This is a genomic window from Streptomyces sp. NBC_01268 (assembly GCF_036240795.1).
Taxonomy (GTDB): Bacteria; Actinomycetota; Actinomycetes; order Streptomycetales; family Streptomycetaceae; genus Streptomyces.
Genome location: NZ_CP108454.1, coordinates 8,126,296 through 8,150,567, shown reverse-complemented (window position 1 = coordinate 8,150,567; position 24,272 = coordinate 8,126,296). Strand labels below are relative to the sequence as shown.

The following is a 24,272-nucleotide window of genomic DNA, read 5'->3' as shown; positions in this document are numbered from 1 at the left end:
GGTCGGCGGCGAGGAGGTATCAGAGTTCTTCGGTCTTCCTCCACGAAGTCGAGTTGGTTTGTACGGACCTTGCGGAGCGGACATTGCAGGTACGTTCCGGATGCAGGGGGCAGGTCCAGGACGGGCCGGACCATCACGGATACATGACCGGGGGTCGAACGAGTGGCGGAGTCGAAGAAGCGAGGGCGTGGGTGGGCGCCGGTACGTCCCGTCAACACCCATGCCGGGCTCCTGGCGGAGTTCTTGCGGCTGCGGGTCGAGGAGTCGGGCAAGACCCTCGCGGTGCTGTCGAAGGACGTCGGCTACTCCACGAGCCAGGTCAGCACGCTCCTGAGCGGGCGGATCCCGCCGCGGGACTTCGTCATCCGGCTCGTCGAGGTCACCGTGCCGCCGATGCTGCGCGAACGCCGGCAGGCCGAGGCCCTGCGCTTGCTACAGGATGCCGAGCACCCGCCGGGCCCCGCCCCCAAGCCCGCTCCGGCGCCGGCGCAGGACTCCGCCGTGGCCCTGGCGCAGACGCAGGCCGAGCAGATCCAGGTGTACGAACGCCTGACACGGGCCCTGGAGCAGGAGGGCGAGCTGCGTCAGGCGGCGGAGAACTCGGCCCGCCTGGTATGGGTGCTGCTGGGCGTGGTGAACACCCTCGAAGAGCGCGTGCACAAGCTGTCCGGCGAGCGTGACGGGCTCGCCGCCCAGGTGGCCGGGGGCGAGCTGGAAGAAGCGCAGAAACGGATCGAGCGGGCAGAGGAACAGCGGGCGACGGCGGAGTCGGAGCTGGCCCGGGCGCAGGACAAACGGCGGCAGGCCGAGGACCTGGCCGACCGGCTCCGACGGGAGATCGAGGCGCTGACCGACGACCTCGACCGCCTGCGCGGTGACGGGCCCTCGCCCCACGATCATCTCCCCACCCTCGCCGGTGCTTCCCAGGATGTGGGGGGCGAGCGTGATGCCGAGGCCGACGACATCGACGCCGCGCTCGCCCGCGCGGCGACGGTCAACGACCAGGACGCGGACACCATCGACCGCATCAGCACCGAGATCACCGGCAGCCCGGCCCCCGCAGGCGAAACGCTGTCTGTTGTTCCGGAGACCTCCCCCACCAGCCCGGGCGCGACGAACAAGCCCTCCGCCCAGCTCGAAGAAGAGGCCGCCGCCGCCGTAGCCCGCGCGGACGCTCCTGAGGCCGCGCGCCTCTACGGCGCGATCGCAGGACTTTCCACGGCCCACTTCGGCCATGATCACACGAACACGCTGACCAGCCGCTATGACCAGGCGTTCTGGACCGGCGAAGCGGGCGACGCCGAAGCCGCACGCGACCTGTACGCCGGACTCGTCACCGACTGCATCCGGGTGCTCGGGCACGATCACGCAAGCACCCTCCTCAGCCGCCGGGACCTTGCGTCCTACACGGGGGCGGCCGGCGACCCGGCCGCCGCACGCGACCTGTACGCCGGCCTCCTTCCCGACTCCATCCGCGTGCTCGGCCCCGGCCACGCAAGCACCCTGCTCAGCCGCCACGACCATGCATGCTGGACTGGCGAGGCAGGCGACCCCGCCGCCGCGCGCGACCTCCTGGCGAGCGTCGCCACCGACCGGACCCGCATCCTCGGCCCCGACCACAAATACACTCTGACCAGTCGCAACGAGCACGCGGACTTCACGGGGAAGGCCGGTGACCCGGCCGCAGCACGCGACCTGTACACCGGCGTAATCTCCGGCCTGGCCCGCGTCCTTGGACCCGACCACCCACTCACTTTGCTCAGCCGCCACAACCATGCGTACTGGACTGGCGAGGCAGGCGACCCCGCCACCGCACGCGACCTCCTGGCGAGCGTCGCCACCGACCGGACCCGCACCCTCGGCCCCGACCACAAAGCCACCCTGACCAGCCGCCACAACCATGCCTTCTGGACCGGCGAGGCAGGCGACCCCGTCACCGCACGCAACCTGTACGCCGACCTCCTTCCCGACTCCATCCGCGTCCTCGGCCCCGACCACGCAACCACCCTGAACAACCGCCGCCAGCATGCGTTCTGGATCGGTGAAGCCGGCGACCCCGCCGCCGCACGGGACCTGTACGCCGACCTCCTTCCCACATACAGCCGTGTCCTCGGCCCCGACCACGCAACCACCCTGAACATCCGCCGCCAGCACAAGCACTGGATCAACAGAGCCGACGAGCTCTGGTGAGCATGCGCCGCTCCAGAGGTCCTGGCTCCGGCGGCGTGCCGGCGGGCGCGGCGGACGGTTGCACGCGATGACCTCTAGGGTTCGGCGTCGATCGAACCACCGCCGACCACGGACCGGATCGGCCGGCATCAGCGGCTCGATCCGGCCCCCGGAGTTCTTGCATGACGCGGACCCCGCGTAGGATCTTCCAGACCCAACTGGTCCTGCGGACCTGTTGGAAAGCCCAGTCCAGGCCCGTTACGGTGGGGCCCGGTATGCCCGTCGGTTCCGCATTGAGGCTGGACGATGAGAGTGCTGAGGTCGAGGCTCATCCGAGGTACCGCGCTGGCGGCGGCCGTCGTTCTGGCTTTGTCGGCGTGCGGCGGAACGGAGATCGGCACGCAGAACAACTGCAGCACGGGCGCCGACTGTGCCGGCCGCGATCACAACCAGGCTGATCAAGGCAAGACCACCGGCGACGACAGCACCTCGCCCCCCGCTGCCCCGTCGGAGCCGGAGCAGTCATCGCTCCCGGACCCGCCGCGTTCCACCTCATCCGCGCCGGCCACCTCGTCGGAACCGGCCCGAGCCACGAAGGTGCGCTGGCAAGGAACCCTGTTGCTCTACAGCAACGGGGGGCCAGTCGGCTGGTGGCTGGACAGCGTGCCACCCTCCAACGCGATGATCGGCGATCTCGGCCTGGAGTGCGACTGCCACCCTGGCGAGGTCGTCGGCAACGCGCTCGCGGCGTGGGACGGCGCGACGCCACCGGGCTACGAGGACTGCTCCGCGACGAGGGGGCGGCTGGCAAGGCGCGCCCTCGCGGTCCAGGAAGGGGCCATGGCCTGCCTGAGGACGCAGAACGGCCGCCTCGGCTCCTTCACGGTGACCCGCGTGTCCGGCCCTGCCGAGTTCGATGTCACGGTGACCGTCTGGGACGCCGGCTGACGATAGGGCACACGCACACCGGCGGAACCCGCCCGTCCTCGACACCACACCGCAGCGGCAATGTGTGGCACGCGCGAGCGCCGAACGATACGACGCGGACGCGTCCGGCCAGGTGCTGCCCCGCGCGACCTGCGCGCCACGACCACGACGACTTCGGACACAGAGGCCGACGTCATGCCTCGCGGGCAGCGGGCAGGGGGCAGGGGGGATGCCGTCAGTCCTGCGCCGCCAGGCGCCGCACCTCCGCCAGCGCCTCGCCCACCGCCGCCGGGATGTCCGTCACCGGGAAGCGCGTGTGCCGCACTGTGCGGTCGCGGTCCACCACCAGAACGGCCCGCTTCAGCCGTAGCAGTTGCCCGGCGCGGAAGGTGGGCAGTCGCAGGGCGGCGGCGAGGCGCAGGTCGACGTCCGAGAGAAGCGTGAAGGGAATGCCTTCCTCGACCGCGAACACCCTTTGCTCGTCCGGGCGTTGGGTGCTGATGCCGCGCACCTCCGCGCCCGCCGCACGGAAGTCCTCGTACGCGTCCCGGAAGAGCCGGTTCTCCAGCGTGCAGCCGACGGTGCCGGGGATGCCCGACCAACCGTCCGGCAGGGGGCCGGGGCTCCCGGTCGCCGGATAGCAGAACAGGACGGTGGCCACGCTGTCGGCCACCGGGTCCACCGGTACGCCGTCCCGGTGGCCCGGCAGCTCCAGGCGGGGCAGCCGCTCCCCCACCAGGCCCGCGACGCGCCGCGCCTCCGTGCTTGCCTCGTCGGCGGTGCCGCTGAGCGAGCCGTCGCCGAAGACCCAGCGGTCCGCCCAGTCCTGCATCGACAACAGCACCGGCAGCAGCCCCCGGCCGCTCTCCGTCAGTCGGTACTCGTGCCGCACCGGCCGGTCCTGGTACGGGACCTTCTCAAGGATCCCCGTCTCCACCAGGTGCACCAGGCGTTCGGTGAGCACCTTCCGGGAGATGCCCAGCTCCTCCTGGAGCGCGTCGAACCGGTGGTGCCCGCGCGCGCTCTCCCGAATGAGGAGCAGGCTCCACCAGTCGCCGACCACCGCTGCCGCCTGCGCGATCGCGCAGGCCGCGTCCCGCTCGGGCACCGACCGCATCACCACGTCTCCACTCCTCCGCGCACGGCGTCGCTCATAGGGACCATCTTGCGCCATGAGGCCAGTCCCGATAGAAACTCCCTTGAACATGTGAGTTCCCAAAAGAGACTAACTAAATCCAGGGGGTGGGCGCCGTATGAGCGGGGCACGAGCGATCCAGGAGCACGACCGACGCGACGACGAGCAGGAGAGCTCGCCACCGGGCGTCTTCTGGCGCTACTGGGGCGCCGCCACCGTCAGCGGCGCGGGCACCGCCGTCACTGCTCTGGCCTTGCCGCTCGTCGCCCTCACCGTCCTCGACGCCACCGCCTTCGAGGTCGCCCTGCTCGCCGCGGCCGGACAAGTCTCGTGGCTGCTGCTGAGCCTCCCGGCAGGCGTCGTCGCGCAGCGCGTACCGCTCCGCCGACTCCAGGTCACGCTCGACCTCGTACGGTTCGCGGCGCTCGGATCGTTGCCGCTCGCCTGGTGGCTCGGCACCCTCACGTACCCGCACCTGCTGTTCGCCGCACTCGTCACCGGCGCGGCAACGGTGCTGTTCGACATCGGCAACTCGACCTTCCTGCCCGCCGTCGTCCCCGCCCGGCAGCTGGCCGCCCGCAACAGCGTCATGTCCGGCACGCACGCCGTCACCGACACCGGCGGTCCCTCCCTCGGCGGCGTCCTGATCGGCGTGACCGGTCCCGTCGGCGCGCTCGTCGTGGACGCCGCCAGCTACCTCGCCTCCGCCGTCCTCTTGCGTACCCTCCCCGAGAGCCTGCCCGCGCCCCGCACAGGCGAGAGCCCGCTCCGGCTGATGCACGAGGGCTGGCGGTACGTCACCAGGCACCCGGTCATGCGCCCCTGCATGATCTGGGCGACCGCCGCCAACTTCCTCAACGCGGCCCTCGTCGCCCTTACCCCCCTCTACCTGGTCCGCGAGGCCGGCCTGGACGCCGTGCAGCTCGGCCTCGTCCTGGCCATGGACGGGGTCGGCGCGCTCGCAGGCGCCGCCGTCGCGGTCCGGGTGACCACGCGCCTCGGCACCGCGTGGGGCATCATCGCGGCCGACCTGGCCGGCGGCGCGCTGCTCCTCCTCGCCCCGCTGACCACGTCGGCGGGGGACGCGTACTGGTTCGCCCTCGGCAACGCCGGCTTCGCCTTCGGGACCGTCATCGGCTCGATCACCACCCGCACCTACCGGCAGACCCAGTCGCCCCCGGAGCTGCTGTCCCGCGTGATGGCCACGGTCCGCTTCGTCTCCTGGGGTGCGATGCCGCTCGGCGCCCTCACCGCCGGTCTCCTCGCCACCCACACCGGCGCCCACACCGCCCTGTGGACCGTCTGCGCCGCCGCCTTCCTACCCCCCCTCTACCTCCTCTCGACCGGAGTGGGCCGCCACCGCGACCTCGTCTCCGGCTCCGGCGCTGGCTCCGGCTCCGGCTCCGGCTCCACGGAATGAGCAGAACCGGAGTCCTGCCCTGCGCCGACGCGCTCCCCGCTCGTGCGGGGATGCCCCCTCGGCTGCGGCGCAGGCGGGCGGCCTGGCTGTCGGTCCTCTCCGGGACCGTGTGCGATCACCTGCCGGTGCTCCCGCCCCTTGCCTGCCACAACGCCTGTTGCTGACCGGCAGGAACGACCGCAGCCGTCCCACTCGGCATCCGTCAGCTCACCCCGCCCCACGTCCACATCAACGAAACGACCGCGAAGTAGCCACATGATCGGCCGGACGAGTCCTAGCCGACGTCCGCGATCCTCTGTCCCGGTGCTCACGGGTAGGGCGGGCGGGGCCCGGGCGAGTCGTACCGGCGGACGAACCGCGGCGCCCCGCGGGCCCGGGGGCGGATCAGGCCCCGGTCAGGGAGAATTCCGGGGTCCTGCGGGGTTGCGCGGCCCACGGTCGCCCACCCCGGGGCGGCGGTCGTGGGCCGGGGTTGACCCCGCGACCGGGTCCCGTCGATCACCTGGCGGCTCGATCTCCTCCAGGAGACCCCAGCCCGACCTCGCCGTCGCCGTCGCCGCCCGTCAGCCCTTCCTCCAGAGGGTCACGTCGAGGACCACACGGTCTGGGGTACTCATCGAGCCTGAGCGCGTCTCTCCCCCGAAGCTCTTCACTTGGAGGAGGGCCACCCCGGCATCGGTAGCAGAGCAGATCAGCGTGCCCGGCTTCACCTGGCCCTGGTTCTTTCTCGGGGCGAGGTTGACGTAGTCCATCCCGGCGCTGTGCGCCGCATCGGCGCAGTCTGCCGCTCCCGTCGGCTTCGAGGAGACGATCCCCCAGGGATTGTTGCTGCCGAAGGCCCCCCAGACGCAGTTTCCGTAGTAGAAGTCGAGCGGCACCTGCTGACCGTTGTTGGCTGCCTGCGTCCTCATGTTCCTGAGGTCTTCGTCTGAGTAGTACTTGGATGTCCGGTCCTCGAAGTCGGCGTACCAACTTCCGCCGCAGTCCGGCAGCGTGAGGCCGACGGTCTTGTGCTCGTAGACGAGGGAGTAGGTCACAGCCTCTGCAGACTCGGCCGATCCGGCAGACGATGGCGAAGGCGAGCTTGCGGACGGCGCGGGGGCGGTGTGGCCGGACCCGTTGTGGTCACGACCGATGCAGTCGGCGCCCGTACTGCAGTTGTTCTGCGTGCCGATCTCCGTTCCGCCGCACGCCGACAAAGCCAGAACGGCGCTCAGTGCCGGGATGGCACCGCGGATGACACCCACCCTCACCTCTCGTGGTAAGTCCCTCATCGTCCGTTCTCGTTGATATCGCGGCCTGCGCACGTGGAAGAGTTACTGCAATCGTTCCTGACGCCACCCTCGTCGGAGTCCGTCAGGACCATCGCCCCGCCGGTGATCACCGCAGCAAGGATCGTGGCTGTGATGGTCCCAACGCCGATCCACTGGTTCCTGGACATACGTCGCCCTCCGTTGTCGGTTCTCCCTGGGTCACAGGCGATATCTGTAACGCCGTCACCCTGCATCTGGTTCCGTTGCAGTTCTGGAACACGCAGTGGCTGAAGCAGCACACGACGCGCCTTGGCAGCCCACCGCTGCGGCAGGCCGGGGGCTTCTGCTGACAGGACCCACCCCTACACCTCCGACGAGTGTTCACGCTACCCATGGGCAGTGCGAGCACTCCGCCGACCAGATGATCGAAGTCGGCATCCACACGTTCGGCGCGCAGCGAGCACACCGCCCCGGCCGTCCACCGACTCGCGAGGACGTCCCAGAGCCAACGGTGGGCCGGGAAAGGCTCGGCCCCGCGCCGAAGGGTGGGGCGCGGGGCCGGATCGTCGCAGTGGGCGCCGGCGGTTCACTCCTTCGGCGGCTCGCTGTCGCCGCGGGCCTCGCGGCGGGCACGGTGGATTTCGAGGCCGGCACTCAGGAGGGCGCCGAGAACGGTCACGATGTCGGCGGCGAGAGAGATGGCGTCGCTCATGGTCAGCCCTTCATGGGATGGGCGGTCACCGGGTGGTGGCCGTGGGACAGACCATGAAGGCGAGTGGGTTCGTACAGGCTCTGCGGACCGGACATCGCAGGTAGGTTCCGGATATACGGAGCGCTGTCCAGGACAGGCCGGACAATCGCGGGTGGGAGACCGGGGGTTGGACGCGTGGCGGAGCCGAGGAAGCGCGGGCGCGGGTGGGCGCCGGTCCGCCCCGTGAACACGCACGCCGGGTTGCCGGCGGAGTTTCCTGCGGCTGCGGGTCGACGAGTCCGGCAAGACCCTCGCGGCGCTGCCTCAGCAGGTCGGCTGCTCCACCAGCCAGATCAGCTCGCGGACACCAACGACCGCGTCAGCATCGAGATCATCGGCAGCACCGCACCCGTGCCAGAGGCGCTGCTTTGTTCCGGACAATCCGCTGACCAGCCCAGATACGGCGAACAAACCCGCCCTCCAGCTCAAGGCAGAGGCCGAAGCCTCCGCCGACCGCGGCGACGCCCCCGAGGCCGCTCGGTCGTACGCAGCCCTCACATCCCTCTCGACGGCCTACTTCGGCCCGGCCCACGAGGACTCCCTCGACAGCCGCAAGCAGCATGGCCACTGGGCGGAGGACGCGCGCTGACCGTTCTGCTCCCACGCGACCTCCGCCTGGCACCTCGCTGGGTGATCCCAGCGCCGTCTGGTCCACCATCCAGCTGATCGACGACATCCTCCGAGGCGGCAAGGAAACCGCCTCCGCCACCAGCCGTCTCCGCCACGCAGGGGAGACGCCGTCCTATGGCGTCCGGCTCCCGTTGACCTTCCCCCGCCGGGAAGGCCCAGCATCGGCAGTGCCGGGCAGGGAGCCCGGCAACGGGGAGGAGCCACATCCGTCATGCGCGACGCTATGGCCATGCTGACCATCGGGGACTTCGCCCGCGCCACCCGGCTCTCCGCCAAGGCTCTGCGCCGCTACGACGAGCTCGGCCTGCTGCCGCCCGCCCGCGTCGACCCCTTCACCGGCTACCGGTACTACGCCGAGGAGCAGATCGAGGCGGCCCGGCTGGTGGCCTGGCTGCGGCGGATCGGCATGCCCCTCGCCGAGGTGGGACAGGTCTGCGAGCGGTACGCGACGGACCCCGGGGCCGCGGCCCGCGCGATCCGCGCGTACTGGGCGGGCGTGGAGTCCGAGACGGCCGCCAAGCGGGACCTGGCGTCCTCCCTGGTCGACCAGCTGAAGGGAACCGCTGCCATGACCACACCCGGACACGTGCTGCATACCGCCGTCCGTCTCGACCGCGGCCGGGTCCGCGCCTCCCAGCAGGACGCGGCCCACGCGGGCCCCCACCTGCTGGCCGTCGCCGATGGCTACGGCCCCGAGGGCGACCGGGCCGCGCGGGCGGCCATCGAGGCGCTCACCGTCCCGACGTCGAGCCGGACCGGTGACGTCGTCGACGCCCTCGAGGACGGCGTACGCAGGGCCGCCGCCGCGCTCGCGGACCTCGGCGGCTCCGGCACCACCCTGACCGCCGCCGCCTGGACCGGCACCCGCCTCGCCGTCGCCCACATCGGCGACTCCCGGGCGTACCTGCTGCGCGCCGGCGCGCTGGTCCGGCTCACCCGGGACGACACCCTCGTGCAGGCCCTGGTCGACGCGGGCGAGCTGGACCCGGCCGAGGCGCCGGACCGCCCCGACCGGGCGCTGCTCCTCAAGGCCCTGGACGGAGGGGACGTGCCGCCCGATCCGGAGCTCGGGGTGCACGGGACCCGGCCGGGCGACCGCCTCCTGCTGTGCACGGACGGGCTGTCGGCGGTCGTCACGCCGGACGCTGTCCGGCGCGCCCTCGCCGGGGCGGACGACCCGGAGACCGCAGCGGACGCCCTGGTCACCCTGGCCATGGAGCGGGGCGGCCCGGACAACGTGGCGTGCGTGGTCGCGGACGTGGTGCCCGCGTAGGAGGAGCGGTGGTGGGGAGCCCCCGCTCGAGGGCCGGCCACGCTCCCATCGAGCGGCGCTGGAAGGACAGCCTGCGGATCTCGGCTCCCTTCACATCACACTGACACCGTCCGCGTGACGACGTTCTCCGGATGCCTCCCCTCGATGGGCGGGCCTCGCACACCCTGCGCCCGGCTGACGAGTCCAGGGGAGGTGTGCCGGGCCCGCCCCAGTCGGCCGGGCTCCAGTCGGACGAGGTGCTTTCGGCGGTACGAGGGGCCTCGATCAGCGCCTCGCATTGCTGGGCACGGTGCTCGGCGGCTGTGGAGGCGTTGATCTTCGGCATGCGGGGCGGACTCCTGACCGAAGCGACGTGGCGGGCCGCCGACCGGTGATCCATCGAAACCTCCGGTCCTCTGAGATCCCCCAGTAGGACCGTCGCAGCCGGCACCTGACACCGCCCGGGCGTACCCACGCCCGAGATCCGCCGCCGGCCTGCCGCGTCTCTCTATCTTCCGAGGACAAGACGGCGACAACCCGTCGCCCTCGACCATAAGGGCCGCCACCCGTGACCGGACGCATCACCGAGCCCGTGGGCGAGGCACGCTGGCCGATGGCCACGGCCATCGTCGTCGCCATGGCGCTGACCGTCCTGCTCCCCGACGACCTCCGCCTGGCACCTCGCTGGGTGATCCCAGCCGTCGAGGGACTGCTCCTCCTCGCCCTCATCGCCGGCGACCCGGCCGCATCGACCGGCGCTCGACGGCGCTGCGCACCATGTCGATCACCCTCGGGGGCGTCCTCGCACTCAGCGCCGTCTGGTCCACCATCCAGCTGATCGACGACATCCTCCAAGGCGGCAAGGAGACCGCCTCCGCCACCAGCCTGCTGCAGTCAGGAAGCACCGTGTGGGCAGGCACCGTCCTGGCCTTCTCGCTGCTGTACTTCGAGCTCGACCGCGGCGGGCCGGTTACCCGCGCCCACCACATGCCCCACACGCCCGCGCTCGCCTTCCCCCAGCACCTCAACCCCGAATTGGCGAGCCCCGACTGGCGGCCCCGGTTCGTCGACTAGGACTTGTCCGGTCGATCATGCGACTACTCCGTGCCCGAGTCGTTGCTGTGGGCATGGGCGGGGTGATCTGACGGATGCCGAGTTGGAACGGCTTCGACCGTTCCTGCCCGTCAGCAACGGGCATTGTGGCAGGTGGCGGGGGGCCGTTTCCGGGATGCCGGAGGCGTCCAGGAGGAGGGGCACACCGGCGGCGACGGCGACGGCGGTCTGGAAGACCGTCCGGATCGTCCGCCGTGTGGAGTCCTTCATGGGTGATCCCTTCCAGGGCGTTGCCTTTGGGTCATCTGACCGTTGGTTGGTGTGTCGTCAGGGAGGGCGGGGTGCGGACACCCCGAGCTCAAGTGCCGCACTGACATACGGTGGTTGGACCTGCGCGAGTACCCTGAAATGCTGCAAGGCGCCCTCTCGCGAGGGACTGGAAGCGAATTGGGGGAAGTGTGTCGAACCGGGACAACCAGCAGTTGGTCTGGTTCATCTTCGGGCTGGCCACAGGATTTGTTCTGCTCGCCAAGATGCACGCCGCCAGGGCCATGCCCCACGAGGAACCGCTAAAGAGCGTGGTGATCGCCGGTGCGATGCTCGGCGGCGGGCTCCTCTTCGGGGCGATCGGCGGCCACCTGCACGACGAGGTAGCCCAGGAAAAGATCTCCCGGGCCACGTACTGGACGACGGTATTCGGGATCGCCGTAGCATCATTCACGCTTCTGGGCATCACCGGCGTGGACGATCTTTTTGCTCTTTTTGACAAGGCTGGCTAGAGGTTTCCCCTAGGACCTGTCCGGCCGATCAAGGTCCCGGTTACTGAGTCATGGCGGGGTCTGCAGCTCGGCAGCTCGTCGAGGGCATGGTCGACCCACGAGGTCGTGTGCCAGGGTGGCGGCATGGATTGGCCGTCTGAAAGCCCGGAACTCTGGGCGTTCCTGGAGTCCCTGCACTGCGGCGATATCCTGTCCGGCACCGTCGTGGCGATCGAACGGTTCGGGGTCTTCGTGGCCCTAGACAACGGACCTGCCCATCCCACCCTGCCCGGTGTCGGGTTCATCGTCATCCCCGAACTGTCCTGGCGGCACATCGACGCTCCGACCGATGTCGTTCAGGTGGGCCAGCGGGTCTCGTGCGAATTCCTCCAGTTCGACACCTACAACGCGGAGGCCAGGCTGTCCTTGAAGGCGCTGGAGCCCGACCCCCTGCAGACCTTCGCCGACCGTACGCCGGTGGGCCAGGAGATCCGCGGGACGGTGGAGAAGACGGTTCCCATCGGCGTCTTTGTCGACCTCGGGGGCGGGATCGTCGGGCTGATTCCCTCCAAAGAAGTCTACGGTCGGCCCGCGGTGAGTCCGGTGGAAGAGTTCGAGGCCGGACAGGAGATTGCCGTCATCTTCACGGAAATCGAGGTGCCGGCCCGCCGGGTCTTTCTTTCCAGGCCGAAGGGGCCCGGCGCGACGGTGTCGTGACGCCCGGCGTGCCCCAGCCGTTGATGTGAGCATGGGGCGGGGTGATCTGAGTGATGCCGAGTGGGAACTGCTGCGGCCGTTCCTACTGTCAGCAACCGGCGTTGAGGCCGGTGGCGTGATCACCGGCAGGTGATCGACGGGATTCTGCACCGGGTGCGAACCGGCGTTCAGTGGCGTGACCTGCCCGAACGGTTCGGCCCGTGGAAGACCGTCTATGAACGCCACCGGCTGTGGTCCGCCGACGGCACCTGGGAACGACTGCTCCAGCAGGTCCAGGCCGCAGCCGATGCAGCGGGTGAGATCGACTGGGACATCTCGGTCGACTCCACCATCGTCCATCGTCCGCGCCCATCAGCATGCGGCCCCGGGACCAAAGGGGGCCGCGGAAGTGGAACACCAGGACGAGACGCCGTGGCACAGTCTCGTCGCCCGCCTGGTGGAGGTGGTGCTGGAGGTGAGGGCCTGGGCCGCTCGCGGGGCGGGTTCACCAGCAAGCTCCACCTGAGCGCGGACGGCCGCTGCCGCCCGCTGTCCCTGATCGTCACCGCAGGCCAGCGGGCTGACTGCACCCAGTTCAAGCCCGTCCTGGAGAAGATCCGCGTGCCACGGCCCGGGTCAGGAAGGCCCCGTAAGAAGTCGGACAGCCTCGCCGTCGACAAGGCCTACAGCAACGGGCCATGCCGCGAGTATCTACGGCGCCGCGGTATCCGGCACACGATCCCGGAGAAGGCCGACAGTCAGGCCGCCCGCCTGCGCACAGGCTCACGCGGCGGACGGACACCCGGCTTCGACGAGGACCGCTACAAGAAGCGCAACACCGTCGAACGAACGATCAACCGCCTGAAGCAGCACCGGGCCGTCGCCACTCGTTACGACAAGCGCGGCTACGTCTACCTCGGCACCGCTACAGCAGTAGCCCTGACCATCTGGCTACGAACTTGATCGACCGGACAAGTCCTACCTCTACCTCTGGCCCTGACCAACGCCACCGCCTTCAGTCCGACCGACGTGATGCCCCTGGCGCCTTGGGCCAAGATCGCCATGGGCATCCAGTCCCTCGTCTCCCTCGTCATCCTCGGGCTGGTGGTCGCCCGCGCCATCAACGTCCTCGCCTGACTCACAGTCACGTTCACGCACGCCCCGGGTCCGGCCGTTTCGTACCCCGAGTTCTGGCTGAGGCGCGCAGCACGGTCCCCGAGGAAGACCTCCCCGCCGTTCCGGAGGCCGCCTTCGGACGCAATCCCGACGGCACGACCATGAACCACCCGCAAGGCTCCAGCCGCGCAACCTCCGCCAGGACCAGTACGAACACCCCTCCACATCCCTCCACGGCCAGTGCTCTGGCGCAGAGCGGGTAGGCGCGTAACGTAGGAAGTACCCGAAGACCGGCGGACGCGCATCGGTGCGCTTCAGTCCAACCCCGGAGGGTTGGTTCTTCCGCCGGTCGAACGGCCGGGAAGCCCCCTCTTTCCTGGCCCAGGTCGTTGACGTCGTTGTGACGGCCCCCGTCACATCTGAATCCGACGACCCGGTCTCCCGGGCCCGCACCCTCTGTCGCCGTCCGATGACCATGCGGCTGTGTGCGGGCCTGGTGGAAGGCAGCGCGCCATGCCCGTGGAACACACCGCCGACGGCGGCATCCTGGCCCTGAGCGTCCCGTCCGACCTCGACGTCACCAACCGCGCCGCCGCGGCCCTGCAACTGGAGACCCTCGTCCTGGCCTACCGGCCACTCGGCGTGCACCTGCACCTGCCCCACGGGCCCGCCACCCGCCCGACACTCAGCGTCCTCGCGCGGGTACGCCGGCTGTGCGAAGCCCTCGGCATCCCTCTGGTCCTGACCGACCGGCCCTGGCCCCCGCCCGCGTCCGTACGGGCGGCCGGCCCCCTGGCTCTCGGCCTACCCGATGGAGGCACCTCGTCATGACGAGCAACGACCGCACTCGGCCTGAGGTCCTGTCCACGCCGGGCGCGGACGACCACAACCTCTACCTCTACAGCGCGCCCGGCCGGGCCGGCGTCCACCGGCGCGCCACCCGGCCCGACGGCACCGCGGTGCTGACGGCGAGCGGAGAGCTCGACCTGGACAGCGTCGGATGCCTGCGCCAGGCACTGACCGACGCCCGCAACGACGGCGCCACCCGCATCCTGCTCGACCTGACCGCGGTCACGTTCGGCGACTCCACCTTCCTCAACACCCTTCTCACCGCCCGCAACAAGCCCGGACAGCTCATCCTGACCGGCCCCCTGCCCGACCACCTCCGCCACCTCTTCGACCTCACCGGCGCCACCCGCCTCTTCCACATCGCGGACAACGACACCGCGGCATGAGCCCAGCCGCGGTGTTGCCGCAACCGGGCTGCGACGCGGTCGTCCGCCTCCTGACCGTCGCGAGCCGGTTGGCGACCGCCGACCGGCACCTTGAGGCGAGGGGGTTCGGCGCCAGTCCCCTTGGCGCCGAGGCACAGCGGGGTGAGTCGGGGGTGGCGGAACCCGGCTCCGCCGACCTCCAGCCCCCCTTGGGGCGGCCCCACCCTCGATCGGCGGGCGTCTCCAGGGCGAGCGGATACGGCATGCTCATCGGGGTAGCCGGACCATATGGACGCCACCACCGAAACCACGCCGCTGCGCGCCGTCGCTCTGGTCTGCACTCTTTCGCCGCCGCCGGAGCGGTCCAGCTCCCAGCTGCTGGCGGAACAGACCATGGAAGCACTCGCCGATCACGGTGTCACCGGCAAGGTGATCCGGATCGCCGACCACGACGTCAGGCCCGGCGTCCAGGTGGACATGGGTGCCGGTGACGCCTGGCCGGAGATCCGGGACACGGTCCTGGGCTGCGACATCCTGGTCCTGTCCACACCCATCTGGCTCGGCCACCCCTCCAGCGTCGCCCAGCGCGTCCTGGAACGTCGCGATGCCGAGCTCGGCGAGACCGATGACGCGGGCCGCATGCTCACCTACGGCAAGGCCGCCGCGGTGTGCGTGGTCGGCAACGAGGACGGCGCCCACCACGTCAGCGCCGAAATCTTCCAGGGCCTGAACGACGTCGGTTTCTCCCTCGCACCGAACGCCGTCACCTACTGGGTCGGCGAGGCCATGCAGGGCACCGACTACCAGGACCTCGACAAGACACCCGAGAAGACCGCCGCCACCACGGCCACGGTCGCCGCGAACACCGCGCACCTCGCGCGCCGCCTCAAGAGCGCCCCCTATCCGCCCTCCACGTGACTCCCGTGACCGTTGCCGGAAGGAGACCACGATGCCCTCCCACGACCAGCCCGGCCTCACCGACCCCGTGACGCTGCACCCGCAGCCCCCGTTCCCCGAGCAGGACCAGGACCATCCCGGCTCGACCGAGGCGATGGATCCCCGCCCCGACCACGGTGAAGACACCTACCAGGGGCACGACCTGCTGTACGGCCGCAAGGCGCTGGTCACCGGAGGCGACTCCGGGATCGGCCGGGCCGTCTGCCTCGCCTTCGCACGGGAAGGCGCCGACGTCGTCTTCACCCATCTGCCCGAGGAGGCCGCGGAGGCCGAGGAGACGGTCCGTCTGATCCGCCAGGCCGACCGCACCGCGGTGGCCGTCGTGTGCGACATCCGGCACGAGGGCGAGTGCACCGCCCTCGTCGACAAGACGGTGGGCGAGCTGAGCGGCATCGACCTGCTCGTCAACAACGCCGCGTACCAGATGGCGCAGCCGGACGGGATCGAGGCGATCAGCACCGAGCAGTTCGACCGGGTGATGAAGACCAATCTGTACGGGATGTTCTGGCTCACCCGGGCGGCCCTGCCCCACATGCCGCGCGGCGCCTCGGTGATCAACACCGCCTCCGTGCAGGGCTACCAGCCCAGCCCGCACCTCCTCGACTACGCCATGACCAAGTCCGCGATCGTCTCCTTCACCCACGGCCTCGCCCAGATGCTCGCCGAGCGGGGCATCCGGGTCAACGCCGTCGCGCCAGGACCGGTCTGGACCCCGCTGATCCCCGCGACGATGCCCGACCCGACGAAGTTCGGCGAGCAGTCACCCCTGGGGCGGCCCGCGCAGCCCGCGGAGATGGCACCCGCGTACGTGTTCCTCGCCTCCCCCCAGGCCTCCTACATCACCGGTGAGATCGTCAACGCCACGGGCGGAAAGCCCCTGCCGTGACACCGGACGCAGCCGTGCAGCGACGGACGCGAAACCTCGGCGGCGTAGGCTCGGAAGGGCCCTGAAAGGGATGGTGCGTATGTGTCGCTGGCTGACGTACTCGGGGTCGCCCCTCCTTCTCGACACGGTGCTCTACCGACCCGAGCACTCGCTGATCAACCAGAGCCTCCACGCGAGAATGGGCGTCGAGTCGACGAACGGCGACGGTTTCGGGGTCGGCTGGTACAGCGCGGACGGTGACCGGACACCGGCGGTCTTCCGAGATGTCGGACCGGCCTGGAACAACCGCAACCTGCGTGAGCTCGCTGCGCACGTCCGTTCCGGGCTGTTCTTCGCTCACGTCCGTGCCTCTACCGGCTCCGCGGTCCAGCAGACCAACTGCCATCCGTTCCGCCACGGTCGCTGGCTGTGGATGCACAACGGGGCCATCGCGGACTTCCCCCGGCTGCAGCGTGACCTCTGCATGGCCGTCGACCCGGCGCTGTTTCCCTCGATAGAGGGATCGACGGATTCCGAGGTGATGTTCTACCTGGCCATCACCTTCGGCCTCGACCAGGACGTTCCGGGCGCGGTGGCCCGTACTGCGGGCCTCGTCGAGCGGCTGGGCAAGGAACACGGCGTACCGGACCCCCTGCAGATGACGGTGGCCGTGAGTGACGGAGAGCGCGTGTGGGCGTTCCGCTATTCCAGCCAGGGAAGCTCCCGCTCGCTCTTCTACAGCAGCAGGGCCGAGACCGTCCGGCGCCTCCACCCCGAGCTGGACTATCTCCGGGAGATCTCCGATGACACCCGCCTCGTGGTCTCCGAGCCACTGGGCGACCTGCCCGGTGTGTGGAACGAACTGCCCGAGTCGAGCTATGCGGTGATCCCTTCCGACCCGAAAACGGACTACCTTCCGTTTCTTCCGGCCCTCCCGTGACGGACCGGTTCCCCGGCGACTCCTGCCGCCTCTTGCTCTACCTGTGCGAACGTCGGGGCGCACGGGCAGGTGGATGCCGTTTGCGGAGGGCGCTGTGGCGCCGTTGCCGGCACACGCGGCTCACGGGATGCCGCCTCGCACGCGTTTCTGGACGGCCCCCGGGGGCGCCAGGCCGGCCCGGACAGGCCCTAGCCTAGAAAATCGGAGTCCGACGCGGAGCGGAGGAGTCGGCTGGTGCGACCGGTGCTGTTGGTGGATGTGGATGGACCGCTCAATCCGTATGCCGCGAAACCGCATCGACGGCCCGAGGGCTATCAGACGCATCGGCTCGTGACGCCCCGCTGGGAGGCCGCCGAGCGGCTTCGGCTGACGGAGTGGGGACTGCCGAACAGGCCGGTGAGGCCCCTGCGCGTGTGGCTCAACCCCGCTCACGGACCGGCGTTGGACTCACTCCCCTTCGACCTGGTGTGGGCGACGACCTGGGAGGAGGAGGCCAACGCCTTCGTCGGGCCGGTCCTGGGATTGCCCGAGCTGCCCTTCATCCCCTGGCCTTCGCCGCGGATCGAGCCCGAGGACGGAGTGTTCTGGAAGACACCGGAGATCGTCGCGTGGGCACAGGGCCGGGCGTTCGCATGGATAGACGACGAGATCACCGAGTTCGACCGCGCCTGGGTGAAGGAGCATCACGACGGTCCCGCCCTCCTGCACCGAGTGGACCCCCGACACGGCCTGACCAGCGAAGACTTCACCGCGCTCACTGCATGGGCGGTCAGCCTGCCCTGACCCGCGGCGCGTCGGCACTCGGTGCACGCCCCGATGGTGGCCTCACCAGCCGCCACCGCACCCACCGGCCGCACTGTCTGCGGGGTCGTCCGGCCGCACCGTTGTCTTGGGGTGACGGCGACGGATGGCATTCAGCGCCGAGGCGGCTGTGCCGTGTCCGACGCACTGGTCGGACGGGCGTTGGTCGAGCATGCCCTCCGCCCGGGGGTTCTCCGGGCGGGCGAGGGCCCGGTATGCGGTCACGCGGTCCGCGAGTCCCGTGGGGCCGGGTCGTCGCAGCAGGTCGTCGAGGGCGGGGAAGACGGAAGGGTCCCGGAGTGCGGAGGAGCAGAGGAGGGTGAGGCGGAGGCGTTCGCGTCTTCGGGTCCGCAGCGGACGGTGCGGACCGTCCGGAGCCAGCCGCGGCAGCCGGGGGCGGGCGCCTGGGCGAAGAAGCGCAGGCACTGGTCGATGAGCCAGCCCTGGCCGGGGCGCAGCGCGTGCTCGTCGAGGAGGGCGCCTTCGAAGTCTCGTGACGGTCCGTGGCCGTTCCCGTGCTCCAGGGTCGTGTTCAGGGCCCGTACCAGTCCAGGCACAGGACGGTGGCGTCATCCTTCGGCGGGTGGCCGCCGTAGGCGTCGGTGACCGCGCCGACCATGGTGCGCACGACCTCACGCGGGTGCTCGGATTCGGTCTTGCGCAGGAGGGCGGCCAGGTCCACCGCTTCGGCATCGCGTTCCCGCATGCCGTCCGTGTGGAGGAGGAGGCGGTCGCCGGGGCGCAGGTCGAGGTCCTGGACCTGGTAGGGACCTTGCTCCGCGACCCCGAAGGGCAGGTTCACGGCCAGTCGCAGTTCGGTGGCCGTGCCGTCGCGCAGGAGGTACGGCCAGGGGTGGCCGGCGTTGACGAGGCGGCAGCCGCTCCCGTCGAGGGCGATGCGCAGGAGTTGGCCCGTGGCGATGCTGTGGAGTCCGTGGTCGAGGAGGGCCTGGTGGGTCTGGCGTGCCTGCTCGGCGAGGGCGGCGCCGGCACGGCGGGCGCCGCGGGAGGCGTTCACCAGCAGGGTTGCCATGAGGGAAGCCCTGACGTCGTGGCCCATGGCGTCGGTGATCGACAGGTGCAGGGTGTGGGCGTCCAGGCTGTAGTCGTAGGTGTCCCCCGCGATGTCGGACGCCGGGACCAGGGCGCCGGCCAGGGCGAACTCGGACGCCTCACAGCAGGAGGCGGAGGGCAGCAGCTGGCGCTGGATCTCCGCGGAGAGGCTGACCGGGGTCGTGCGGTTGCCCCAGTGGTAGAGGTCGGTGAAGCGCCGGTCCGTCACGATGATGTACGCCAGCGCGTGTGCGGCCTCTTGGATCTGGGCTCGTACCTCCGGCGTCACGTGAGTGAGGAACAGCTCCAGGACGCCGATGGTGTCGCCGCGGTTGGTGACCGGGGCCAGCACCCGATACCCGCCGTCCCCCTCTGCCACCACCACGTCCTGGCTGTGCAGCACGTAGTCGTAGACGCTGCTGCCCGCGAGAGGGACCGGTTCAGCGGGTTCCCCGTGGGGAACGGCGGCTGTGTCGTGGACCCTCAGCATGCGTCGGCCGACGACGTCGACGAACAGGAACGACACGTACCCGGCCGCGAACCGGTCCCGCAGATAGGGCGCCACGACATCGAGAGAGTGCACGGGCGCGGCGCTCTCGGCCGCTGCCAGTACGTCGCCGAGCCCGAACCGGTCATTCACCGCGACGGCCTCGCGGTCGGAAAGAGCCGTCATGGCCTGCTCCCTTCGGAACCTGGGAACCTCGGAAACTCGGAACCTCGAGACATCGGGAAGGGGATCCGCCGGCCGGTGGCGGCGAGCCCGGATCCCGCGCCGGCGCGCGGGTTCAGAGGTGGGGGTCGCGCTCACGGTATTCACCGTTCAGGGAAGAGGGGCCGGACGATCCGGCCCGGGGACCGAGGTCGACCAGCAACTGCAGGAGGTCCGCGATCTCGTGGTGGCCCTCGACCGGATGGCGAAAGAGGGTTCCGGGCGTGACCTCGTAGTGGTTGCGCCTGCCGTGGCGTACCCGGGTGAGGTATCCCGCGCTCTCCAGGTCCCGGACAATGGCCCCGGCCGCCCGCTCCGTGAGCCCGCAATCCGCGGCCAGATCACGCAGCCGGACCTCCGGGTCGCGCAAGATCATGGCGAGGATCCGGGCGTGGTTCGTGACGAACGTCCAGTTGGTCCGAGGCCCATCTGACTCCATGCCGTAATTATACGATTTGCGATTCCGGTTTCGCCAGTCCTGAACCACGGATCCCATGACTCGCTCGCCGCCTTCCTGATCTGCGGAGAGTCGAGGGAATGCACCCTTCACGTCAGACGGGCGGCATCAGGTCACTCTCACTGAGGGTGTACGTCAGCAGGGGGTAGGTGAAGTCCGCTTCGGCGTTCTCACGGCGCCGGAGTCGGTAGAACTCCTGCGCCTGGTCCTCGTCGGCCGCCATGAGGCGCGGGCCCTGCGGGAGGTACGCATGTCCGTCGCGAAACCGTACGACGGTCTTCGACGTCCGGAACGTCACACCCAACCATTCGTTGTCCGCCCTCGGGGCCGACGTGTCCCCCACGATTCTGTGCTTGAGTCGTCTGTTCGAGTCGACGGAGAACGCGACGAAACTCTGGTGAGCCAGGGGGATCTCGAACCTCTCGCCACCTTCCTCCTTCGATTCGAAGATCAGCTTCCTCGGTGGACTCGCCTCGGGATGCCGATAGCAGGAGAAGACGGCGATGAACGAATCGCCGGCCAGGTCGAGGGCCTGGTCGGAATGACCGCCCATCGTCCTGTACGTGTTCGCGTACTTCTCGATGAGCGCGTTGTTGAAGGCGACCGGGATTCCCGCACGTTCCTGAACCCGTCGCGCCAGTCGTTCGTGCACGGCCCGGAAACGCTGTGCCGGGCTGCCGTATCGGGTGGTGGTGCGTACGAGGGGCACACCGCCCGCGCCGTCGATCCTGGCGAGCACGGCGCCTTGCCGGCCCTTTCCCACGTCTTCCATCCGGGTCGAGGCGGACAGCTCCGCGAAGAAGTCCTCCTCGGCGGGCACGGCACACGAGAGGATCCCGTCCGCGATCCTAGGCTCGGGGGGCAAGGTAATCTCCCGTGTTCATGCTGAAGGGGAATTCATCGCCGTAGTCGATGAAGGACGACGTCTTGTTCTCCTCGGCGTACAGTCTGCGCAGATCGTCCATGCCCGCCGCCGTGGGCGGCCCCAGCTTCACCGGATCGCCGGCCCCTTTGAGGTACGTGTGGCCGTTCCTGTGAAAGGCTTCGGCGCTCGAACAACGCACCACGTATCCCAGGCGGGTCGGGAGCAGTTCGGCATCCAGCATCGAGGGCCGGATCTCGTGCGTGTACAGCCGGTTGGTGGACAGCGGCATGAAGAACACGGAGCCGGGATAGAGGGTCAGGGTGAACTGCGGAGGGAGATCGACTCCGTCACGCGCCTCGACCGGCTCCTTGAGGCGAAAGTGGAGTCTGGTGAGGCCACTGGCACCCTTCACTCCGTAGTCGAAGGTGTCTTCGGCCAGGCGCTCCAGCTTGTCGAGCCCCTCGTAGAAGGTGCAGAAGGCCATGACTCCGTTGACGGGCATGTCCTTGGTCTTGTCTGCATGGGACGAGATCCTGGCCTTGGACTGCTTGCGGTCGGGCGTGGCAAGGGTGTTGTGGTAGATCTGGGCGAGCACGTGGTTCAAAGGCGCCTGGTTCCGGAAGACGACGGCTGCCTCGCGGTTCAGCGTCTCGACGATGTGCGTGTCGGTCGGACCGAAGCCCTCGGTCGGCCCCGAGAGATTCGTGGAGCAGCGGAGCAGGCGGAAATGCAGGTCGTCGCCCTCGCGCGTGACGGGCGTCAGGTAGATTCCGCGGCGATGGGCCGTTCCGGGCTTGGTGGACTCCGTCAGGGACTGGAACACGTGCTCCGCACGGATCCGTCCGAAGTGTTCGGCGCCGTCGGCTCCGAAGAAGTCGCGGTAGTACACGCCGACGCCGTGGACACGGACGGGTACGCGTCCGAGGTCGACAAGAGTCCAGGGTTGGGCAGCGTCCTCGTGGTAACCGCGGGACAGCTCCCGGACCACGAAGACCCGGGCGGCCGCGTCCAGTTGGCGCCTGCTGATCCCGGACACGTCGCCACACAGGTAGACGGTCTTCCGGGCGAGGTCGGGCACACCGGAGTCGAGCTCCTCCGGTGTGATCACGGACCCGAAGAAGGTCCTGATCAGTTCATTGTCCCGCAACGGCGGAGGCGCGACCAAGATGTTGTTCGCATCCTCGAGGCAGGCTTCCGCCAACTCTGTCATGTGCACCAGACGGTACCCGCCGTTCGCAGATCGTGTGTGACTGCTCGAATCCGTGGACATGGGAACGGCCCGCCTTCTTTCGTCCGCGTCGCGAGGCGCAGACGAAAAGGAGTCGGACCGTTGATCATCGATGCTCCCACGGAGGCGCGACAGCGGACAACGGGCTCTGCGCCGCGGCCAGTGGACACGAACGGGACCGGTGGGCCCAGGGCCTGGGACGACCACCCGGCTGCTTCATGCCGGCGAGCCCGTCCGGGGCCAGGCCTCGCGGTCCACCAGGTCGAGGACCAGGGCGGCGATGTTCCACGCGTCGTCCTCGCCCCGGTGATGGCGCCCCTCCAGGGGCAGCCCGGCGATCTTCAGCGCGCCCGCCATGCCGGGCCGCTTGCGCAGCCCGTACGCCTCCGTGAACACGGCCTTGGCATTGGTGTGTCCGTGCTCCGCCGGCCGCCCGAAGGGGTGCGGCGTTCCCGTGGCCCGGCACTGGCGGTCGAACTGACGGCGGTCGTAGTCGCCCCAGCTCGCCCAGCGGCGCTGCCGGGCGCCGTAGGCCTCGGCGAGCGTCCGGCAGGCCTCGGCGAAGCTGACACCCGAGGCCACCTCGGCCGGGGTCAGTCCGGTGAGGTCAGTACAGAAGGCGCTCACCTCCGAGCGGGCGGGCTTCACCAGGACGCGGTGCCGGGAGACCCGACGGCGGGCCGCCAGGTCGACGACCGTGAGGCCGATCTCGATGATCTCGCTCACCTGCCCGGGCGGCGGCTGCCCTTCCCAGCAGGTGGCCTCCACGTCGACGACGTTCAGTAGTACGGGTCCGCTGTCCATGGCGGCAGCGTAAGGAGGCGCACAGGGCCGGGGCATTCGATTTTCGGGCTCCCGGCCGGGGGGTTCGCGTCCGCCCCCATCCGACGTTGACTTTCTGGACAGGTGTCCATACATTCAAGACAGCTGTCCATTAAGTAGGGGCGGGTGCCCCTACCCGGGACCAGGCTCCGGGGATCACGCGCAAGGAGAAGGAGTGAGGACGTCGATGGAGACGACCGGGACCGTGCTGGTGAGCCTGGTGGCCGTACTGCACGCGTACATCATGGTGCTGGAGATGTTCCTGTGGGAGCGCGCACCCGGGCGCAAGCTCTCCGGGTTCGACGCGGACCTGGCCCGCGCCACCGCTCCGCTCGCGGCGAACCAGGGGCTCTACAACGGTTTCCTGGCGGCCGGCCTGGTCTGGGGCCTGTTCGCCGGCGACCCGACCTCCTTCCAGGTCAGGGTGTTCTTCCTCGTGTGCGTCGTGGTCGCCGGTGTCTACGGCGGTTTCACCGCGAACCGCCGCATCCTCCTCGCGCAGGCCCTGCCCGGCGCCTTGGCGCTCGCCGCCGTCCTGCTGGCCGGGTGACCTCCGTGCCCGAGGACCCTCGAAGCGAGCGGACCCGCGCCCGGCTGCGCGAGGCCCTGCTGGAGGAGTGCGCGAACGGCCCGCTGGACAAGGTCGGCGTCGCGGCGCTGGTGCGCCGGGCGGGAGTCGGCCGGGCCACGTTCTACGTGCACTACGCCGACCTGGAGGCGCTCGCCGTCGACGCGTGCGCCGAGATCGTCCGCGAGGCGGTGGACGCCCTGCACGCCTGGCGGGGGCTGCCCGACCCCGCGAGTCCGCCGCCCGCGCTGGTCGACTTCTTCGAGCGGCTCCCCCGGCACCGCGCGCTCTACAGCACGCTGCTCCGCCCCGGCGGTGGCGGTCCGCTCGGCCAGGTCCTCCACCGGGACCTGCGCGCCCGCAGCCAGGCCGAGCGCGCGCTGGCCGGAGCGCCGGAGCCGGAACTGGTCGCCTCGGCCGTGGCCTCGGCCTTCGCCGGTGTGCTTGCCGACTGGCTGCACGGCATGATCGAGGCCACCCCCGCCGAGATCACCGGAAGGGTCTGGCGCCTGCTCATCAGCCTGCACCGCACACCGCTGCCCTGATCGCCCCGCACCGCGCGGACGCGCCGGCAATCCGGTCCTTGCCCTGCGCAGCCGTGTGAGCACGGCCCGAAAGCCCGAGGGCCGGGTG

General features: G+C 70.1%; 25 protein-coding genes. 16 read left to right on the top strand and 9 right to left on the bottom strand.

Going from position 1 to position 24,272, the window contains the following annotated elements:
- Window positions 1–162: 162 nt before the first annotated feature.
- Together OG309_RS36355 and OG309_RS36350 are read left to right on the top strand one after the other, a co-directional pair.
- Window positions 163–2,190, top strand: a complete 2,028-nt coding sequence (locus OG309_RS36355) for a tetratricopeptide repeat protein (protein WP_329427630.1) — start codon at window positions 163–165, stop codon at window positions 2,188–2,190.
- A 597-nt stretch (window positions 2,191–2,787) separates the two neighbouring features.
- Window positions 2,788–3,117 (top strand): hypothetical protein, encoded by a 330-nt coding sequence (locus tag OG309_RS36350; RefSeq protein WP_329427629.1) that lies wholly within the window; start codon window positions 2,788–2,790, stop codon window positions 3,115–3,117.
- Between the two features lie 214 nt (window positions 3,118–3,331).
- Here OG309_RS36350 and OG309_RS36345 read toward each other — a convergent pair whose 3' ends face one another.
- Window positions 3,332–4,213, bottom strand: coding sequence for a winged helix-turn-helix transcriptional regulator (locus OG309_RS36345; RefSeq protein ID WP_329428728.1), 882 nt, complete (start codon window positions 4,211–4,213; stop codon window positions 3,332–3,334).
- Window positions 4,214–4,349: 136 nt separating this feature from the next.
- On the opposite strand from OG309_RS36345, the gene OG309_RS36340 reads away from it, so the two are divergent.
- A complete protein-coding gene (locus tag OG309_RS36340; protein ID WP_329427627.1) occupies window positions 4,350–5,651 on the top strand; it encodes an MFS transporter in 1,302 nt (433 codons plus the stop codon).
- A gap of 563 nt (window positions 5,652–6,214) precedes the next feature.
- On the opposite strand, the gene OG309_RS36335 is transcribed toward OG309_RS36340, so the two are convergent.
- Both OG309_RS36335 and OG309_RS36330 read right to left on the bottom strand, forming a co-directional pair.
- Window positions 6,215–6,898, bottom strand: a complete 684-nt coding sequence (locus tag OG309_RS36335) for a hypothetical protein (RefSeq protein WP_329427625.1) — start codon at window positions 6,896–6,898, stop codon at window positions 6,215–6,217.
- A gap of 592 nt (window positions 6,899–7,490) precedes the next feature.
- Window positions 7,491–7,616 (bottom strand): hypothetical protein, encoded by a 126-nt coding sequence (locus OG309_RS36330; protein ID WP_329427623.1) that lies wholly within the window; start codon window positions 7,614–7,616, stop codon window positions 7,491–7,493.
- An 880-nt stretch (window positions 7,617–8,496) separates the two neighbouring features.
- On the opposite strand from OG309_RS36330, the gene OG309_RS36325 reads away from it, so the two are divergent.
- The 11 genes from OG309_RS36325 to OG309_RS36275 all read left to right on the top strand — a co-directional run bounded on the left by OG309_RS36325 (window position 8,497) and on the right by OG309_RS36275 (window position 17,919).
- Complete coding sequence (locus OG309_RS36325; RefSeq protein WP_443067618.1) at window positions 8,497–9,558, top strand: MerR family transcriptional regulator; 1,062 nt, start codon at window positions 8,497–8,499, stop codon at window positions 9,556–9,558.
- Window positions 9,559–10,314: 756 nt separating this feature from the next.
- Window positions 10,315–10,611 (top strand): hypothetical protein, encoded by a 297-nt coding sequence (locus tag OG309_RS36320; RefSeq protein ID WP_329427621.1) that lies wholly within the window; start codon window positions 10,315–10,317, stop codon window positions 10,609–10,611.
- Between the two features lie 437 nt (window positions 10,612–11,048).
- A complete protein-coding gene (locus tag OG309_RS36315; protein WP_329427619.1) occupies window positions 11,049–11,369 on the top strand; it encodes a hypothetical protein in 321 nt (106 codons plus the stop codon).
- A gap of 123 nt (window positions 11,370–11,492) precedes the next feature.
- Window positions 11,493–12,065 carry a S1 RNA-binding domain-containing protein gene (locus OG309_RS36310; RefSeq protein ID WP_329427617.1) on the top strand — a complete coding sequence of 191 codons (573 nt, stop codon included), beginning with the start codon at window positions 11,493–11,495 and terminating at the stop codon, window positions 12,063–12,065.
- Window positions 12,066–12,096: 31 nt separating this feature from the next.
- A protein-coding gene (locus OG309_RS36305; protein ID WP_329427615.1) for an IS5 family transposase occupies window positions 12,097–13,007 on the top strand; the annotation gives its coding sequence in 2 pieces (ribosomal slippage) (window positions 12,097–12,169 and window positions 12,169–13,007; 912 coding nt in all).
- A 666-nt stretch (window positions 13,008–13,673) separates the two neighbouring features.
- Window positions 13,674–13,991, top strand: a complete 318-nt coding sequence (locus tag OG309_RS36300) for a hypothetical protein (RefSeq protein WP_329427613.1) — start codon at window positions 13,674–13,676, stop codon at window positions 13,989–13,991.
- On the top strand, window positions 13,988–14,395 hold the full coding sequence (locus OG309_RS36295; protein ID WP_329427611.1) for an STAS domain-containing protein: 408 nt from the start codon (window positions 13,988–13,990) through the stop codon (window positions 14,393–14,395). Before OG309_RS36300 ends, OG309_RS36295 begins: the two co-directional genes overlap by 4 nt.
- Before the next feature lie 267 nt (window positions 14,396–14,662).
- Window positions 14,663–15,292 carry a flavodoxin family protein gene (locus tag OG309_RS36290; protein WP_329427609.1) on the top strand — a complete coding sequence of 210 codons (630 nt, stop codon included), beginning with the start codon at window positions 14,663–14,665 and terminating at the stop codon, window positions 15,290–15,292.
- A 31-nt stretch (window positions 15,293–15,323) separates the two neighbouring features.
- Complete coding sequence (locus OG309_RS36285; RefSeq protein WP_329427607.1) at window positions 15,324–16,217, top strand: SDR family oxidoreductase; 894 nt, start codon at window positions 15,324–15,326, stop codon at window positions 16,215–16,217.
- Between the two features lie 79 nt (window positions 16,218–16,296).
- Entirely contained in the window at window positions 16,297–17,136 is an 840-nt protein-coding gene (locus OG309_RS36280) for a class II glutamine amidotransferase (protein ID WP_329427605.1), read from the top strand.
- 231 nt (window positions 17,137–17,367) lie between these two features.
- Window positions 17,368–17,919: a hypothetical protein gene (locus OG309_RS36275; protein ID WP_329428725.1), complete on the top strand. Its 552-nt coding sequence runs from the start codon at window positions 17,368–17,370 to the stop codon at window positions 17,917–17,919.
- 239 nt (window positions 17,920–18,158) lie between these two features.
- Here the strand turns inward: OG309_RS36275 and OG309_RS36270 are convergent, their stop codons facing one another.
- The 6 genes from OG309_RS36270 to OG309_RS36245 all read right to left on the bottom strand — a co-directional run bounded on the left by OG309_RS36270 (window position 18,159) and on the right by OG309_RS36245 (window position 23,053).
- A complete protein-coding gene (locus OG309_RS36270; RefSeq protein ID WP_329427602.1) occupies window positions 18,159–18,494 on the bottom strand; it encodes a hypothetical protein in 336 nt (111 codons plus the stop codon).
- A complete protein-coding gene (locus OG309_RS36265; RefSeq protein WP_329427600.1) occupies window positions 18,470–19,663 on the bottom strand; it encodes a PP2C family protein-serine/threonine phosphatase in 1,194 nt (397 codons plus the stop codon). Before OG309_RS36265 ends, OG309_RS36270 begins: the two co-directional genes overlap by 25 nt.
- 112 nt (window positions 19,664–19,775) lie before the next feature.
- Window positions 19,776–20,138, bottom strand: coding sequence for a helix-turn-helix transcriptional regulator (locus OG309_RS36260; protein WP_329427598.1), 363 nt, complete (start codon window positions 20,136–20,138; stop codon window positions 19,776–19,778).
- A gap of 112 nt (window positions 20,139–20,250) precedes the next feature.
- Window positions 20,251–20,976: a hypothetical protein gene (locus OG309_RS36255; RefSeq protein WP_443067617.1), complete on the bottom strand. Its 726-nt coding sequence runs from the start codon at window positions 20,974–20,976 to the stop codon at window positions 20,251–20,253.
- A 28-nt stretch (window positions 20,977–21,004) separates the two neighbouring features.
- A complete protein-coding gene (locus OG309_RS36250) occupies window positions 21,005–22,231 on the bottom strand; it encodes a hypothetical protein (RefSeq protein WP_329427595.1) in 1,227 nt (408 codons plus the stop codon).
- Between the two features lie 234 nt (window positions 22,232–22,465).
- Window positions 22,466–23,053 (bottom strand): 3'-5' exonuclease, encoded by a 588-nt coding sequence (locus OG309_RS36245; protein WP_329427593.1) that lies wholly within the window; start codon window positions 23,051–23,053, stop codon window positions 22,466–22,468.
- A 205-nt stretch (window positions 23,054–23,258) separates the two neighbouring features.
- On the opposite strand from OG309_RS36245, the gene OG309_RS36240 reads away from it, so the two are divergent.
- Window positions 23,259–23,621, top strand: a complete 363-nt coding sequence (locus OG309_RS36240) for a DUF1304 domain-containing protein (protein WP_329427591.1) — start codon at window positions 23,259–23,261, stop codon at window positions 23,619–23,621.
- Between the two features lie 5 nt (window positions 23,622–23,626).
- A complete protein-coding gene (locus OG309_RS36235; RefSeq protein ID WP_329427589.1) occupies window positions 23,627–24,184 on the top strand; it encodes a TetR/AcrR family transcriptional regulator in 558 nt (185 codons plus the stop codon).
- The last annotated feature ends 88 nt before the right edge of the window (window positions 24,185–24,272 follow it).

Excerpts from the sequence above, each read along its gene's own strand:
- OG309_RS36340 (WP_329427627.1), top strand. The coding sequence starts at position 4,350 with ATGAGCGGGGCACGAGCGATCCAGGAGCACGACCGACGCGACGACGAG.
- OG309_RS36345 (WP_329428728.1), bottom strand. The coding sequence starts at position 4,213 with ATGCGGTCGGTGCCCGAGCGGGACGCGGCCTGCGCGATCGCGCAGGCG.
- OG309_RS36250 (WP_329427595.1), bottom strand. The coding sequence starts at position 22,231 with ATGACAGAGTTGGCGGAAGCCTGCCTCGAGGATGCGAACAACATCTTG.
- OG309_RS36290 (WP_329427609.1), top strand. The coding sequence starts at position 14,663 with ATGGACGCCACCACCGAAACCACGCCGCTGCGCGCCGTCGCTCTGGTC.
- OG309_RS36245 (WP_329427593.1), bottom strand. The coding sequence starts at position 23,053 with ATGGACAGCGGACCCGTACTACTGAACGTCGTCGACGTGGAGGCCACC.
- OG309_RS36260 (WP_329427598.1), bottom strand. The coding sequence starts at position 20,138 with ATGGAGTCAGATGGGCCTCGGACCAACTGGACGTTCGTCACGAACCAC.
- OG309_RS36280 (WP_329427605.1), top strand. The coding sequence starts at position 16,297 with ATGTGTCGCTGGCTGACGTACTCGGGGTCGCCCCTCCTTCTCGACACG.
- OG309_RS36240 (WP_329427591.1), top strand. The coding sequence starts at position 23,259 with ATGGAGACGACCGGGACCGTGCTGGTGAGCCTGGTGGCCGTACTGCAC.
- OG309_RS36285 (WP_329427607.1), top strand. The coding sequence starts at position 15,324 with ATGCCCTCCCACGACCAGCCCGGCCTCACCGACCCCGTGACGCTGCAC.
- OG309_RS36295 (WP_329427611.1), top strand. The coding sequence starts at position 13,988 with ATGACGAGCAACGACCGCACTCGGCCTGAGGTCCTGTCCACGCCGGGC.
- OG309_RS36300 (WP_329427613.1), top strand. The coding sequence starts at position 13,674 with ATGCCCGTGGAACACACCGCCGACGGCGGCATCCTGGCCCTGAGCGTC.
- OG309_RS36310 (WP_329427617.1), top strand. The coding sequence starts at position 11,493 with ATGGATTGGCCGTCTGAAAGCCCGGAACTCTGGGCGTTCCTGGAGTCC.
- OG309_RS36320 (WP_329427621.1), top strand. The coding sequence starts at position 10,315 with ATGTCGATCACCCTCGGGGGCGTCCTCGCACTCAGCGCCGTCTGGTCC.
- OG309_RS36265 (WP_329427600.1), bottom strand. The coding sequence starts at position 19,663 with ATGACGGCTCTTTCCGACCGCGAGGCCGTCGCGGTGAATGACCGGTTC.
- OG309_RS36325 (WP_443067618.1), top strand. The coding sequence starts at position 8,497 with ATGCGCGACGCTATGGCCATGCTGACCATCGGGGACTTCGCCCGCGCC.
- OG309_RS36330 (WP_329427623.1), bottom strand. The coding sequence starts at position 7,616 with ATGAGCGACGCCATCTCTCTCGCCGCCGACATCGTGACCGTTCTCGGC.